The organism is Pseudoalteromonas sp. SWN29 (genome assembly GCF_015864465.1).
Lineage (GTDB): Bacteria > Pseudomonadota > Gammaproteobacteria > Enterobacterales > Alteromonadaceae > Pseudoalteromonas.
Map to the genome: position 1 here is coordinate 1 of NZ_JADYXE010000001.1, position 15,092 is coordinate 15,092.

General features: G+C 40.1%; 15 protein-coding genes. 10 read left to right on the top strand and 5 right to left on the bottom strand.

Annotation, left to right across the window (positions count from 1 at the left end):
* Positions 1-146: 146 nt before the first annotated feature.
* Positions 147-638 carry a DUF3016 domain-containing protein gene (locus tag I6F53_RS00005; protein ID WP_165729228.1) on the bottom strand — a complete coding sequence of 164 codons (492 nt, stop codon included), beginning with the start codon at positions 636-638 and terminating at the stop codon, positions 147-149.
* 279 nt (positions 639-917) lie between these two features.
* Between I6F53_RS00005 and galE the strand changes: the two genes are divergently transcribed.
* Positions 918-1,934 (top strand): UDP-glucose 4-epimerase GalE, encoded by a 1,017-nt coding sequence (gene galE, locus I6F53_RS00010; protein ID WP_165729230.1) that lies wholly within the window; start codon positions 918-920, stop codon positions 1,932-1,934.
* Positions 1,935-2,247: 313 nt separating this feature from the next.
* Here the strand turns inward: galE and I6F53_RS00015 are convergent, their stop codons facing one another.
* Positions 2,248-2,928: a Fe2+-dependent dioxygenase gene (locus tag I6F53_RS00015; protein WP_197180380.1), complete on the bottom strand. Its 681-nt coding sequence runs from the start codon at positions 2,926-2,928 to the stop codon at positions 2,248-2,250.
* Between the two features lie 77 nt (positions 2,929-3,005).
* Positions 3,006-5,186 (bottom strand): TonB-dependent receptor, encoded by a 2,181-nt coding sequence (locus tag I6F53_RS00020; protein WP_166419400.1) that lies wholly within the window; start codon positions 5,184-5,186, stop codon positions 3,006-3,008.
* A gap of 217 nt (positions 5,187-5,403) precedes the next feature.
* Between I6F53_RS00020 and I6F53_RS00025 the strand changes: the two genes are divergently transcribed.
* Genes I6F53_RS00025 through I6F53_RS00050 form a run of 6 tightly spaced genes read left to right on the top strand, consistent with a single transcriptional unit; the run spans position 5,404 to position 10,383 of the window.
* Positions 5,404-6,177, top strand: coding sequence for a DUF3450 family protein (locus I6F53_RS00025; RefSeq protein WP_166419401.1), 774 nt, complete (start codon positions 5,404-5,406; stop codon positions 6,175-6,177).
* Entirely contained in the window at positions 6,177-7,502 is a 1,326-nt protein-coding gene (locus tag I6F53_RS00030) for a MotA/TolQ/ExbB proton channel family protein (RefSeq protein ID WP_197238136.1), read from the top strand. The genes I6F53_RS00025 and I6F53_RS00030 overlap by 1 nt, the downstream gene beginning before the upstream one ends.
* Positions 7,495-7,875 (top strand): MotA/TolQ/ExbB proton channel family protein, encoded by a 381-nt coding sequence (locus I6F53_RS00035; RefSeq protein WP_002960812.1) that lies wholly within the window; start codon positions 7,495-7,497, stop codon positions 7,873-7,875. Before I6F53_RS00030 ends, I6F53_RS00035 begins: the two co-directional genes overlap by 8 nt.
* A gap of 4 nt (positions 7,876-7,879) precedes the next feature.
* The gene (locus I6F53_RS00040; RefSeq protein ID WP_010555259.1) at positions 7,880-8,284 is read left to right on the top strand and encodes an ExbD/TolR family protein; all 405 of its coding nucleotides are present in this window, start codon (positions 7,880-7,882) and stop codon (positions 8,282-8,284) included.
* A gap of 1 nt (position 8,285) precedes the next feature.
* Positions 8,286-8,942, top strand: a complete 657-nt coding sequence (locus tag I6F53_RS00045) for an energy transducer TonB (RefSeq protein ID WP_166419403.1) — start codon at positions 8,286-8,288, stop codon at positions 8,940-8,942.
* Positions 8,943-8,961: 19 nt separating this feature from the next.
* Positions 8,962-10,383: a tetratricopeptide repeat protein gene (locus tag I6F53_RS00050; protein ID WP_197180378.1), complete on the top strand. Its 1,422-nt coding sequence runs from the start codon at positions 8,962-8,964 to the stop codon at positions 10,381-10,383.
* A 160-nt stretch (positions 10,384-10,543) separates the two neighbouring features.
* Here I6F53_RS00050 and zapE read toward each other — a convergent pair whose 3' ends face one another.
* Positions 10,544-11,653: a cell division protein ZapE gene (gene zapE / locus I6F53_RS00055; RefSeq protein ID WP_166419405.1), complete on the bottom strand. Its 1,110-nt coding sequence runs from the start codon at positions 11,651-11,653 to the stop codon at positions 10,544-10,546.
* Between the two features lie 59 nt (positions 11,654-11,712).
* On the opposite strand from zapE, the gene rsuA reads away from it, so the two are divergent.
* The 3 genes from rsuA to I6F53_RS00070 all read left to right on the top strand — a co-directional run bounded on the left by rsuA (position 11,713) and on the right by I6F53_RS00070 (position 14,220).
* Positions 11,713-12,411: a 16S rRNA pseudouridine(516) synthase RsuA gene (gene rsuA / locus I6F53_RS00060; RefSeq protein WP_166419406.1), complete on the top strand. Its 699-nt coding sequence runs from the start codon at positions 11,713-11,715 to the stop codon at positions 12,409-12,411.
* A gap of 119 nt (positions 12,412-12,530) precedes the next feature.
* The gene (gene rluA / locus I6F53_RS00065) at positions 12,531-13,184 is read left to right on the top strand and encodes a bifunctional tRNA pseudouridine(32) synthase/23S rRNA pseudouridine(746) synthase RluA (RefSeq protein ID WP_166419407.1); all 654 of its coding nucleotides are present in this window, start codon (positions 12,531-12,533) and stop codon (positions 13,182-13,184) included.
* A gap of 85 nt (positions 13,185-13,269) precedes the next feature.
* The gene (locus I6F53_RS00070) at positions 13,270-14,220 is read left to right on the top strand and encodes a DUF3530 family protein (RefSeq protein ID WP_166419408.1); all 951 of its coding nucleotides are present in this window, start codon (positions 13,270-13,272) and stop codon (positions 14,218-14,220) included.
* Here the strand turns inward: I6F53_RS00070 and djlA are convergent.
* A complete protein-coding gene (djlA, locus tag I6F53_RS00075; protein ID WP_197238137.1) occupies positions 14,203-15,069 on the bottom strand; it encodes a co-chaperone DjlA in 867 nt (288 codons plus the stop codon). The genes I6F53_RS00070 and djlA overlap by 18 nt on opposite strands.
* Between the last annotated feature and the right edge of the window lie 23 nt (positions 15,070-15,092).

Here is a 15,092-nt window from a genome sequence, read left to right on the forward strand (position 1 = left end):
TATCAAGTAACCAATGACTAAGCATAAAAATACCCTCATAATCAAAAGATGATAAGGGTATTGTGAAGCAACCAAAAAATCGGTCAACCGATCAAAAATACCTTAACTGATCGGTGTTAGCTATTTAGCGGCATTATTATTTTGAGTTAATCTAAACTTGGTAATATTTGCTCACCAAACCATTCTGTTAGTAAGCGTTTTTCGTAATAAAATGATTCGTCGCGACCCATTTTAATTTTATCCATAAAGCCCATGTCTTTAAGCTCTACGTCACTACCTTTACTTAATACTGTACCGTCGTTATCGGTTAACGAATAATTTAGCTTAATGCGTGGAAAGTAAATCGGTTTTACTACACGAATTTCGTCCATACCGCCATAACGTACATCACCTGCTAAATCTAAATCAGTAAACTCTACATTTAATTTATAATCTTTTGGCAATTGCTCAGCTAATTTAGCCATATGTTTTTCAAAACTTGCCGCAATATTTTTATGATATGAGCTCTTAGTTTGGTTTGACGCTCGCACATCACGATAATCATTAAAGTCATGCCATTTAACAACAGACTCACCCGCATGGGCAAGTGCAGGCAATGCAATACACATTGTTGCTGCTATTTTTTTAACTAAATTCATATCTTTCTCCAAAGAGGTAGACCAATCACAAAAGTGTAGACTGGAGTAAACCTAGCATTAGCTATTACTAGACTCATTTTAGCACTTGTTTATTAACTATAACTTAATCTTAAGTATAAAGTGTTACTTGTACTGAGTAAAATATAATCAAAAGTGCTTGATTTACCGTTATTAAAAAAAGATGTTATTTAAACTATAGAAATTACAGATAAAGCATGTAAATCACCTCTATTTATGGTGAAATTAACTCAATTGATAAAAGGTACCCACGGAGCTTTCATGACTATTTTAGTAACCGGTGGCGCTGGCTATATTGGCTCGCACACTGTTTTAGAACTTTTACAGCAAGGTAACGATGTTGTTGTTATTGATAATTTAAGTAACTCATCACAAGAATCTCTTGCACGCGTAAAAAAAATCACAGGTAAAGAAGCTACTTTTTACCAAGGCGATATTCTCGATAAACCCTTTTTAGATTCAGTATTTGCAAAACACACGGTTGATAGTGTTATACATTTTGCGGGTTTAAAATCAGTGGGTGAGTCGGTTGCAAAGCCCGTTGAGTACTATCAAAACAATGTACAAGGTACACTTACGCTTGTTGATGCAATGCGCGACGCGGGTGTATTCAAGTTAGTATTTAGCTCGTCAGCCACGGTATACGGCGACCCTGCAAGCTTACCGATTAAAGAAGACTTCCCTGTAGGCGGTACTACTAACCCGTACGGCACATCTAAACTAATGGTTGAAATGATGCTACAAGATATCGCTAAATCAGATGAGCGCTTTGCGTTTGCTATTTTGCGTTACTTTAATCCAGTAGGTGCACATGAGTCGGGCTTAATTGGTGAAGATCCTAACGGTATCCCGAACAACCTTTTACCGTTTATTGCACAAGTAGCGGTCGGTAAATTAAAGCAACTCGCTGTATTTGGTGATGATTACGATACCATTGATGGCACAGGTGTACGCGACTATATACATGTAGTCGATTTAGCAATGGGTCATTTAAAAGCGCTTGATAAAATAGCCACTAGCACAGGCGCATTAGTTTATAACCTAGGTACTGGTAACGGTTACTCTGTACTGCAAATGGTTAATGCATTTATTAAAGCAAGCGATCAGGCTGTACCCTACCAGGTTTCCCCTCGTCGCCCTGGTGATATTGCAGCGTGTTATGCCGCACCAGAAAAAGCACTTAATGAACTTGGCTGGGAAGCAGTACGCGGTATCGATGAAATGATGCAAGATACATGGCGTTGGCAGTCAAATAACCCTAATGGTTATAAGGGTTAAGTAAAGCAAGTTTCAAACTTAAAGTAAGTGCGCGGTATAAAACCGCGCCTACAGAGTATTTTAAATACCGTGTTCAATTTTATTTATAGCGGTGTTGTAGGCGAAGAGCTTACTCACGCGAAAAGCGCAGCTTTTAATTACTTAAATATCCATCCCAAAAACTGCGTTTTTGAACGCCTGCAAGCAGCGCGTCTACAAGTGAATTAAACCACAGTGCTAGACTTTAGCTGTAGGCGGAGAGCTTGCTCACGCGAAAAGCGCAGCTTTTAATTACTTATATCTAATATCCAATATTTAATAACGAGTATCTTCGTTATGTCTGTGCCCACTGCCTTAGCAAGTTATGATAAACACCCGTTAACTGAATAATCTCTGGGCTATCTTCTACTTTGCTGCACAAACTTTGAATCGACATATCTAAATCAAATAACAAACCACGTTTTTCGTCGCTGTTTACCATGCTTTGTAACCAAAAAAATGAGGCTAATCTACGCCCACTCGTTACAGGCATTACACGATGTAAGCTCGTTGAAGGGTACAGCACCATACTGCCTGCTGGCAGCTTTACGCTATGTGAGCCATAAGTGTCTTCAATAACAAGTTCACCGCCCTCATAGTCTTCAGGGTCATTAATAAATAACGTCATTGATACATCTGTACGAATTTTTACAGGCGTACCCGGCACTTGCCTGATTGCATTATCTACATGCACACCAAACGATTGCCCGCCTTGATAACAGTTAAATAACGGAGGAAAAATTTTTGCGGGAAGTGCTGCCGACATAAACAAATTACTGCGCGCAAGTGCTGCCATAATAATGTCGCCAAGCTCTTGGCATTCAGGGCTATTTTCAGGTAGCTGTAAGTTATTTTTTGCTTTGGTTGATTGATGTCCTGCGGTAATACTGCCATCAGCCCACTGCGCTTTAAGCAAAACCTCATGACAATAAGCCACTTCTTCTTTCGTTAATAGCTCTGGAATTTTAACTAGCATGTGCGCCCTCTCACATTTTTATCAAATAATTAAGGGCAGAGTTAACTCTGCCCTTTTATGCCGTACTTATTTTACTCTTAGAAAGAGTAGCTCGCTGTTAAGCTAAACTTACGACCATCACCTGGTACAAAGTGCCCGCCACCTAGCTGATCAACGTAATCTTTATCACCTAAGTTTTCACCATTAAACTGCAGGCTCAAATCTTTTGATATGTCATACGCAACCATCAGGTCAAAAATAGTATAACCTGGCGCTCGAGAGCGTGTTGCAGTAGTACCGTTGTAACGCTCACCTACATATTGCGCACCTAAACCAAACGATAACTTATCCGACATATCGTATGTAGTCCAAACACTTGCGCTATTTTTAGGCGTACGTGCAAGTTCGTTACCAATTTGAGTTGCGTCGTCGCCTAATGCTTTAGTTACTTCGCTATCTTGGTAAGTGTATGAAGCAATTACAGTCCACTCTTTAGTAATTAAGCCTGTCGCTGAAAGCTCTAAACCTTGTACGCGCTGTTCACCACCGAGTATTTCGTCTCTTGAGCTATCTGCAAAAGGGTCATCAGTACGGGCATTGGTTTTTTCAGTGCGAAATAGTGCCGCATTAGTTTGCAGGCGCCCATCCATTAAGCTCCACTTAGTTCCTAGCTCGTAGCTGCGGCTTTCTTCTGCATCTAAATCAGCTGCATTTGAACGTGTAGATACCGTTAGCCCTTCAGCAGATGGGTTAAATGAATTACCCGCGCCTAAATATATACTGCCGTTATCGGCTGGTTTATAAACTACAGCCGCATTCCAACTAAATAAGTCATCACTTGTAGAAATTAAAGCGCTTGGGTCATTATAATCGTTGTGATAATCCGTAGTGAAGCTATCAAAACGAATGCCGCCCGTTACTTCCCATTGTTTATTAAGTGTTACTGTATCAAATGCATAAATAGCTTGGTTTTTAGCTTTAGCTTCAATACTTCTACCGTCACGACCATATACACCGGTAAATGCAATTGTTGCATCAGGGTTGTATAAGTCATTGCGTATTTCGTCTTCAATTAGGTTATCAGGCGTAGTTGCAACAAAGTTATGGCGTGTAAACGTTTCATTTGCAAGCTCAACACCCACTACAACATCGTGAGTAAAGCCAGCAAATTCATAGTTACCAATTAAATCAACTTGAAGTGCAGCAAGTGAATTTTCTGTATCACGTGTTTTTTCATCTGCAAAGGTAATGTCAGTGTCTGTTGTAACAGAGAAGTAACGCGGTGCAGTTGTTACTGATTCACGTTTTACTTTACCTAAACGACCTTGAACACGTAACGTAGTATTTTGAGAAAAATCATACTCATAACGAGCTGTTGTTGAGTAGGCTTCAATATCTTCGTAATCACGATAAATATTACCGTAAAAATTATCAAAATCGACAGGAGAAGGTGAGCGCGCGCTATCTGCAAGTTCAGCTACTGGCGTATCACTGTAAACCCACGGAATGCCGTAATCTGGTAAATTGTCTTGGCGTTGATACTCTAGGTTTAAATCAAAACGGCTGTTTGTACCAAGCCCTGTTGCAAATGCAAACGCAACAGCATTTGTTTCGTTTTCAATATGGTCACGACCTGCAACATCACCTTTATCAGTAAGAAGGTTTATACGTAGTGCGCTTGTGTCGTTTACTTGAATGTTAGTATCAAAACGACCACGGTAATCGTTTTCTGTGCCTAAACGTAGCGAAACGTCGTTAAAGCTGTCTAACTTCGCCTTTTTACTTTCTAAATTAACACTACCACCTGTTGCGCCACGACCAGAAACTGCTGAGCCTGGGCCTTTTGCAACTTCAACGGCTTCAATGTTGTAAATATCACGTGTGTAACCTGCAACATCACGAATACCATCAACAAAAATATCATTTGTTGCACTAAAACCACGAATCGACATGCTATCGCCAGTAGGTGAGCCACCCTCACCTGCAGCTAAAGAAATACCAGACACATTGCGTAAAGCATCACGTAAGCTATCTACGTTTCTATCTTTCATTACCGCTTGGTTAATTACCGTTACAGTTTTAGCTGTATCGAGTAACGGTTGAGTGTATTTATGCGACGTTGATTTTTCAACAACATAGCTAGACTCTGTTTTAGTTTCTGCTTTAGTTACCGATAGTTCTTGAACATCCTGTGCACTTGCCCAAGTTGAAAGCGTTGCCGTAACAACCGCTGCAATTGGCTTTATGTAGGCATTTCCTTTATTCGATGGCTTACTCATGGTTACTCCGTAGTTTTTATTAAGCACTTAACTATTGTTAATTTAAGGTACATATTTAATTTCGGCGAAATCCTACCACCCAAACAACGCAATGTAAACGATAACTGTTATCAATTGCATTGTTATGTAAATTCCTATATTGTATACACACTCAAAAATTAACAGTAATTACGTCCTTGTAATTGCTTGTCGTAACTTTCAGGATTGTTGTTAAGTAATGCGAAGCTTAATTAAACCAATTAGCGTAGTTATCGCGCTTTGTAGCACTATGGCAGTAAAAGCCGACACTGTTAGTGAGCTAGAACAACTCGTTAATAAATGGCTACAAATAGAAAATCAAAACACAGAATTAAATACTCATTGGCTTGAACAAAAAAGCAGCATGGAGCAAACCTTAACGCTTCTAAATGCTGAGCAGCAGCAACTTAGCGAGCTTAATCAGCGTAGAAAAAAAAGCACCAGTGAGCTTGCCCAAAAACGCGAACAGCTTGTTACTCAGCAATCAGAACTTGAAAATGATCAACAGCAATTAAATGATCAACTAGCGCGTATTTCTCAGCAATTACTTTCATTACAAGTGCAACTCCCCCCGCCACTTTTAAGTAGTTGGAAAAACACCGGTGATTTAAGCGATTCAAAACTCAGTACAACTGACAAATTGCAAACAGCCCTAAAAATGCTGACGTTACTTAGTGATTTTCAACAACGTATTTCTATTCACGAAATGGCTATTAAGCATCCTGATGGGCAAGAAGTGTGGGTAAAGCAGCTTTATTTAGGTGCAGCACAAGCATGGTTTGTAAGCGAAGATTTAAGTTACGTAGGTATTGGTTTTCCAAGTGACTTAGGTTGGCAGTGGGAATTTGACCCAAGCATTAATGCTGAGCAAGTTGCACTGGGTATTGCTGTACAGCAAAAAAAGCGCGCTGCTGATTGGGTAACACTCCCAATATTAAGTTATGTAAATAAAAACCAGCAAGGGGCTAAATAATGGCTACTAACAGCATAATTGCAGTATTTAGCGCCACGGTTTTACTTTTTAGCGCAAATGTTTCTTTTGCAGCCAGCAGTGATGATGCTAAACAAAGTATTTTAAGTGATATTAAAACAGCGCAACGTACTCTAAATAAAACTCAAAATAGTATTTCAAAAGAGCAAGCTACCCTTGCAAAGCAAATTTTTACCAAGCAGCAATCGCTCAGTAAATTGCGCGAACAAGCAGCCGTTAATCGCCGCCTAGCTGACGAAAACACATTAAGTCTCGATCAGTTACAAACCCGATTAGATACTTGGCAACAGCAACAGCAATATCAATTAAACTTACTTAGCCGTTTTGTGCGCCAAAATACCAGCAATAGTGCTAGCAGTAACGAGTCGACTAATAACCAAAACGAGTTATTAAGCCGCGTTATATCGCAAATTAATAATCAAGAGCAGGCACTTTATCCACAGTTTAAAAAACAATCGGTTGTGCTAAGTAATGGCGAATTAAGCCAAGCTAATACCCTACAAGTAGGGCCTGTTGCATGGTTTAGTACGCAAACACCTAAACTTATGGGTTTATTAAATTTGGATGATGAATCTAATGCATTAAAGGTAGCGTTAGTACAATCAGCAAGTGACGATAACCCACTCGATAATACTTTAAAGCAAAACGGTGTAGGCTCAACATTACTTACTTTTGATCCTAGTTTAACGCACTTAGTAACTAGCCAAGCCCAACAAGAAAGTCCGCTTGAACACTTAGAAAAAGGCGGTTTATGGGCTATCCCTATTATTTTATTTGCCTGCTTTGCACTAACCATTGCGCTATTAAAAGCCGCGCAACTACTGCGTTTAAGTGAAATTAAAATGCACTCTCAAATGCAATTACAGCAATTTTTTAAAGCTGAAAATAGCAGTGAATTTGCAGGCATGCAGCAGCAGTTATTTAACTTAACGCTGCAAAGCGAAAAAGGCCAAGTACGAGACGATCAATTATTTAATCAGTTAATTCACGATAAGCATAAACTCGATAACTTTATTGGCGCTATTGCCGTTACAGCTGCAGTAGCTCCACTACTTGGCTTGTTAGGTACTGTTAGCGGCATGATCGAAACATTTAAAATGATGACATTGTTTGGCTCAGGTGACCCAGAAGTTGTATCGGGCGGTATCGCACAAGCACTTATAACAACTGAATTAGGTTTAGTCGTTGCCATACCAGCTCTGGTATTAAATGCACTGCTATCGCGTAAAGCAAAAGCGTACTACAGCCAACTCGAAGGCTTTGCATTACAGCTAAGTCAACTAGAAAAAGGAGAAACCAATGTTTGAAAAAATCGTTAGTAACCCTATTTGCTGGTGTATTCTTTTACTCGCTTTATTTGTATACCAGTTAATTTTTCATGACTTACTACACCTTAAACAATACCAAGCGCAGCGCAAAGGCTACTGGCAAGAGGTTAGCTCTATTTTAACGGCTGCTCTTCCGCTACTTGGTTTATTAGGTACCATTGTTGGTTTGCTTGATACATTTAAAGTAATGGCGCTGGGCCATAACGAGTTAATGAGTGATGCCATTGGTGATGCATTACTAACAACTCAATTGGGCCTTGTGTGCGCTATTCCCGCGTGGTTAATGCAAGCTTACTTAGCGTATTCGCAGCGTAACCCTAAATTACATACGTTAAGTAAACAGTTAGGGTAACACTATGCAATCACGTTTAAAGCACAAGCTAGAGCAAGAAGCGGGGCAACATATCGATATGTCGCCACTACTTGATGTGGTATTTATATTGCTAATATTTTTTATTGTTACAACTGTATTTGTACGCGAAAGCGGCGTTGAAGTTGATAAACCACAAGCCGTATCGGCCAGCCGTCTTGAGCAACAAGTTATATTTTTAGCTATAACCGACTCTCAACAAGTATTTTTTGATGGTAGCCAAATTGGTGTTGCTGGCGTGCGTAGTAGTGTCGAGCAAATGCTAAAACAGCAACAACGCCCTGTGGTTATTCAAGCTGATAAAACAGTACCTACAGAATTACTTGTTCAAGTAATTGACGAAGCAAAGCTGGCAGGCGCGGCGCAAGTTAACTTAGCGACCAAGCAATAATATGCACACGATTGACTCGCTTCAAAAAACAAAAAACAATCGCCATCCACTTTTTGCATTTGGCCTTAGCCTCATTGTGCTTAGTGCTGCATTACTACTTTTATGGCTTGGGCAACTTGCCGAACACCATATGCAAGACAAAGTGCTTGTACGTGAGATTGCCATGGTGGCACTGCCACCTCCTCCTGCGCCATCAATATCGCAACAGCAAACAAGTGAGCCAATGCAAAGCTTAACGGTAGAAGGGGCTGGCGCGTCTATTCAAGCCGTTAAAATTAAGATAAACAGCAATTTAAGTATTGTAAAACCCGATACACCTAGCGTAAAAGTAAGCGCGCCACAATGGCAATCAATGAGTGTAAATTGGGATGCGTTTAGCTTAAATCAACTCGATGGCCTCCCCACTTTACTTACACCTGTTAAAGCCGTTTTACCAAAAAGCTTAACCCGCCGAGGTGTTGATGTATTTACTGTAAAACTCGATGTATTTATTGATGAAAGTGGCAAGTTAAGTTTAATTGAGGTAGTACAAAATCCATATCCTGAACTTAAACCAGCTATCGACAAAATTATTAAACAAAGCCGCTTTAGTGCACCTAAAAAAGAAGGTGAAACAGTACGCGCTCGCTTTATTTGGCCAATCGAATTTAAACCTTAAGCCTATAAAAATGAAAAATATGAATATATTTAAAACGCTAAAACCATTAACTTCCGCACTGTTGACGACTGTAATGTGCTCATTAACTTTATTAAGTGCAGGTAACGTACATGCAAGCGCTGCCAGTGATACTAATGCGCCACTAAAAGTAACGTTATCGCCTAGCGATCCAACATGGCAGTTGGCTATAAATAATAAATTACTAGGCCCTACAGAGGTCCTTATTGAGCCGACCGAGCGCGGTTTTGCTCGCCAAGTGCAGCCACTCCTACAAGCCAGTAATTACAGTGAAGTTGCTGCGCTATTTAAAGGCCGTGATATAAGCGAAGATAGCACTGCTTTAAACTTATTACGTGCACAAGTTTTGCTTTCAACAAAAGACTTTAATAACGCTGAACGAGCCTACCTAGCGTGTTTAAAAGCCTCACCTGATTTAGTAAAAGCACACCAAGGTTTGAGCCTTTTATACATGCAACAAGCAAAGTATGACAAAGCGCAAACACACTTAGTTCACAGTATTGAACTTGGCCAAGCTGACGCACAAAGTTATGCGCAACTTGCTTATATACACGTACAGCACAACCAACCTTGGAGCGCTGTAGCGGCGTACCGCCAAGCACTTATGCTAGCGCCAGAAACAAGCCAATACCAACAAGGGTTGTTATTTGCGTTAATTGAATCGGGTGATTTAAATCAGGCAAATGCATTACTTAAAGAGTTACTTAATAAAACCCCCGATAAAGCTGAACTTTGGTTGCAACGTGCGCAAATAGCACTACAGCTAGATCAAAAAAAGCAAGCGCTTGCTGCTATTGAAGTGGCCTTAAAACTCAACCCTAAAGATACCAGTAACCAGCTGCTTGCTGCGCAATTACATTTAAGCGAAGGCAGTAGTAAACGTGCAGTTAGCTTATTAAAGCAAGGTTTAAAACACGCCACTAAACAGCAGCAAGTTGAGATTATTAATACCACGATGCAAACTTTAGGCTGGCTTGTATCTCAGCAAAAATGGGATTTAGCTAAAGAGCTAATAGGCAGTGCAAAAAGATTAACTAAACAGCTACCCCATGACGAACAAGCGCAGTTTTCTGTATACAGTGCACAACTTGCTATGCAGCAAGGTAATACTACGCGCGCTCTTAAAAGCTTAAATAATGCACTTAAAATAAACCCGAATTTAGGTGATGCCCTACTTAGTTTAGCGAGTATTTATCGTGATAAAAATCAGCTTACGCAAGCTAGGTTAATGTATGTACGCGCGCAGGCTCTGCCTGACTATCAACTATCTGCATGGCTTGGATTATCGCAAATAGCGATTGATTCTAAAGACTACTCGAGCGCGTTAAAACATCTTAGAAAAGCGTTGCAAGCAAACCCACAACGCCAAGATTTAATAACCAATATTCGCGCCCTTGAGAATATAGTGCGCCAAGAAGGATAAGTTTATAGGTTTTACGTGAGCAAGCTAAACGCCTACCGCCAAGGTGTAGCTGTGGGGTTAACTTGTAGCGTGTAAAAACGCAGTTTTTAAAATGGCTTAATAATTAGAAGCTGCGCTTCTCTCATGAGCAAGCACATCTACAATATATCAAACCAAAGCGTTACCAATTTTGCATTTCGACTATGCGCGATTGCGTGCGTGCATATTCAAAGCTCAACTTTTTACCTTTATACAAATGTTCAATGTCGGTTTGAGCATTTATCACCAGTAATTTATGGCAATCGTAAAACTCATCTACTAAGGCAATAAAGCGACGTGCTTCGTCGTCAAAGGTGTGCTCATCAAGCGTTTGTTTTTCACGCTGATAACTATCTTCTATACCGTGTACAATAACTTTACCCGTTGCTTTAACCCCCATTTGCGGCACGTTCGATACATATAACACATCAAATTGCGTTGCTAAAAACATATAATCGTTAGCACTACGAGGGCCTGAGCATAGCGCCATAAAATCAATCATCAATGCGTTATCGGCTTTTAATAAATAAGGTAAATCGCGGCCATGCACGCTAATTGTATTTCTATATGTTACCTCTGTATAAGAAGTTAAAAACTCATTTTCAAAATCGTGATTTGATAAATTAATAAAATAGTGACGGCTGTTTTTACCATATCTAAAGCGGTGATCCTCCTCCCCTGCTACGTTAATTATATGGCAATGGCTATTAATTAAATCGATGGTAGGTAAAAATCTCGTTCGTTGCAGGCCGTTGTAATAAAGTTGCTCTGGCTTTGCGTTCGATGTGGCCACCAGCACAACACCTTGTTCAAACAAGGCATTGAACAATCTCGCCATAATCATGGCATCGCCAATGTCGCTCACAAAAAACTCGTCAAAACACAGTATGCGGATGTTTTTAGCCCACTGTTTTGCAATCAAAATTAATGGATTTTTTTGACCTTGTAGCTGCGAAAGTTGGGCATGCACCTGCGCTATAAAATGATGAAAATGCAGCCGCTGCTTTTGCTCAGTAGGTAGGTTTTTATAAAATAAATCCATCAACATTGATTTACCACGCCCTACTGGTCCATATAAATATACACCTTTTATTAAAGGCGCTTTTTGCCACCATGATGTGTGAGCTTGAAGTTGCTCGCTTAATGTATTTAAAGCCTCCACTGCATTTTGCTGCGCAGCATCAAAACATAGTTCACCCGAGTTTATTTTTGCTTGGTAAAGGCTTAAAATTTGTGTGCTGTGCACTGTCATGGTATTTCACTATCGGCTATAATCGCGCCCATTGTAGCCGACTAAAAATGTGAACCAAAATGAAATTCCCTTGCCGCTTAGATAAATTTATTAGCCACTTAGCTGAAATACCGCGTACCCAAGCTCGCGCGAGTATTAAGCGAAAAGAAGTAAGCGTTAATGGTGAAGTAATCACATCACATAATTTTCAGCTAGCCCAGCAAGATGAAGTACTATACCAAGGTACACCTTTGGTATTTTTAGGTAAGCGTTATTACATGCTAAACAAACCTGTTGGCTATGTATGTGCTAACAGTGACGAGCTACATAAAACTGTTTTTGACTTACTTGATGAGCCAAATATGAGTGACTTTCACGTGGCAGGTCGCCTTGATATAGACACTACAGGCTTAGTCATTATTACTAATGATGGCGATTGGTCACATAAAATTACGTCACCTAAAAGCAATAAATTTAAAACCTACCTAGTCGAAACCCAAGAACCTATTACCGATGAAGCACTTGAGCAACTGCGTACAGGTGTCATGCTGCACAACGAAAAAGATTTAACTCGCCCAGCTATAGCCGAAAAGCTTGCTAATTACGGCCTGCGTTTATCAATAAGTGAAGGTAAGTATCATCAAGTTAAGCGTATGCTTTACGCGGTAGATAACAAAGTAGTTGAGTTACATCGCGAGCAGATTGCCGGTATTACTCTAGATGAAAACTTGGCTAGCGGTGAATATCGCCTATTAACAGCGCAAGAAATCAAACTATAAAAGCCCTTTAAGAGAGCCTAAGTTTGGATTATTAGTTAAAACAATATAGCCAAACTTTTACTTGAGCCTTTTAACTTGCTCCACTAAAATAGCGCCCTTCAAAATTACTAAGGTCGGCCGTGTTAGTTAACTACAACCCCCCTATGAGTCCGTATTTAACAATACTTTTTCAGGATGACGACTTACTGATAGTTAATAAACCAAGTGAGTTATTAACTGTCCCAGGTAAAGATCCTAAACATGCCGACAGCTTAATTAATCGTGTTAATCGTGTTTTTCCAACAGCAAGAATAGTGCACCGCTTAGATATGGCGACTTCTGGCATACTGTGCCTTGCCATGAATAAAGCAGCGCACAGACATTTAAGTATGCAGTTTCAAGAGCGCGAAACAGCTAAACGTTACATAGCACGTGTATACGGACAACTTGAAGCTGAAACAGGATCAGTAGATTTACCCCTTATTTGTGATTGGCCTAATCGCCCAAAACAAATGGTTGATCACGACAGAGGTAAACCTTCGCTTACGCATTTCAAAATACTTGAGCGTGAAGACAATGCAACCCGTGTGGAGCTAACGCCTATCACTGGTCGCTCGCATCAGTTACGTGTACATATGCTAAGCCTGGGTCATCCTATTTTAGGTGATAGACTTTACGCCCACAAAGAGGCACTTGCTGCCGCTCCTCGCTTACAATTACATGCACAAATGCTGCAATTAAAGCACCCTGTAACTGAGCAAGTACTTACTTTTGAAGCTAAATTGGAGTTTTAATCGGCTCTAATTTACTAATTAATTGATCCTAAACTTTTAGCTAACGTTGCCGATACCTAATTTATAGTCATTAGTTAGGTTTATTATGGTGTTTACACGGTTTTTAAAAGGGGCTTTTTATATACAGCTCAGCTGTGCGTTACTTTTGGCTAACCCTATCAGCGCGGCAGAACATATTAACCCTCCAACTTTTTCAAGTATTGAAAATAGCGACATTGAGCGACTACTTCCAAGCGATGAAATAAAGCCTATATTAGCTGGCGAAACAGAATTTTTAAGCCTTTACAGCGAGTATATGAGTAGCGACTTGAGAGGGGTTGTATTACTTATACCCGACTGGCACTCTACCCCAACAAACAACTCAGGTATGAGTTACTTACGTAAAGAGCTTAATAACTTAGGTTACAGCACCTACGCAATGACAGTGCCCGACATTGATTGGCAAGCTAGTAAAATGGCAAAAACAACGCCAAATGAGGCTGAAGTTGCGCCTAGCAAAACCGAGGAGCCTGCATCACCCGACACCACAACAGACGCGCAACCGCAGCCTGAAAAAATAAAAGATGAGCCTCATTACGTTAATGCAATTGAAAAAGTAACCGATGACATACTTGATAACTATAAAATAAATCTCATTTCTCGCTTTAATGCGCTGTATCAAACTGCTATGGAAGATTCGAGTAATATAGTGGTTATTGCACAAGGCACGAGTGCTGGCGTGTTGTTGGAGTACTATGCAGATTTTCCGGATGAGAGACTGGATGCGTTTATAAGTTTAAGTAGTTACCTGCCTAACACAAAGCGTAACGAAAGCTTGAGCCAAACAGCATCACTTGTTACACCCGCCTTGCTTGATATTTACTATGCAAATGACAGCACAGACATTTTAATGAGCCTTAAAAGCCGTCAGCGCTGGGTTAACCGAAATGCAAAGTTTGACTACCGCCAACGCCAGTTGTTTGGCCTGCGCGATCAACCCGATCAACACGCACGCCTAACAAAAGAAATAGACGGCTTTTTACGCCGACTTTTTTAAATACTCATAAGCAGCTTGAATATCTTGGCTCTTTTTAACAGCCAATTCCATCATGTGTTTTGGTAAACCTTGCGACACTAATTTATCTGGGTGATGTTGCGACATAAGTTTACGGTACGCTACTTTTATATCACGCTGCGTTGCATCGCTATTTAGCCCTAATAATGCCAATGCTTGCGCACGGTCCATATTATTATTTGGCGGTACGTGATGGCCAGAACCCTCACGGTAACTACTACTTTGACCTTGATTTTGTTGCTGCTGATTAAAGCGCTGTTGTTGCTTTCTAAAGTTAAACTCAGCTTGGTAACGTTTTAATACAAATGCAAAGTGTGTTTTAGAAATGCCTAGCTGTTTACTTACTTCTGCTAATAGTTGCTTTTCTTGCTCGGCTAGCACGCCATCAGAAAATGCCATCTGAATTTGTATTTCTAAAAATAACTGTATTAAATCATTTCGTTTAGCAAAGCGCTCTTTAAAGTCGTGCACTGTTTCTTTAAGTGAAAAGTCGCTCTCTTTACCTGACTGAAATGCATGTTGTGCTTCGCGGCGTTCTTCGCCTTTTAAGCCCATTTCGTCCATAAACAAGTTAGCCGCTTTTATATGTACTTCGCTGACTCGACCGTTCGATTTGGCAATATGCCCCATTACCGCAAAGCAGCTTGAAAAGAACAAAGCCTGGCGCTCATTCACGTCGTCACCACTAAATAGACTAGAAAAGCCGCCTGCTTTATCAAAGTTATTTTTTAAGCTTTTATCAAATAAATGACCTAGGTATAAACCTAAAATGGCACCAAAAATTTTGCCAAACATAAAGCCAAAACAAAAACCGAGAATTTTTCCCCACATCTATAATACTGCCTTTTTAAAAA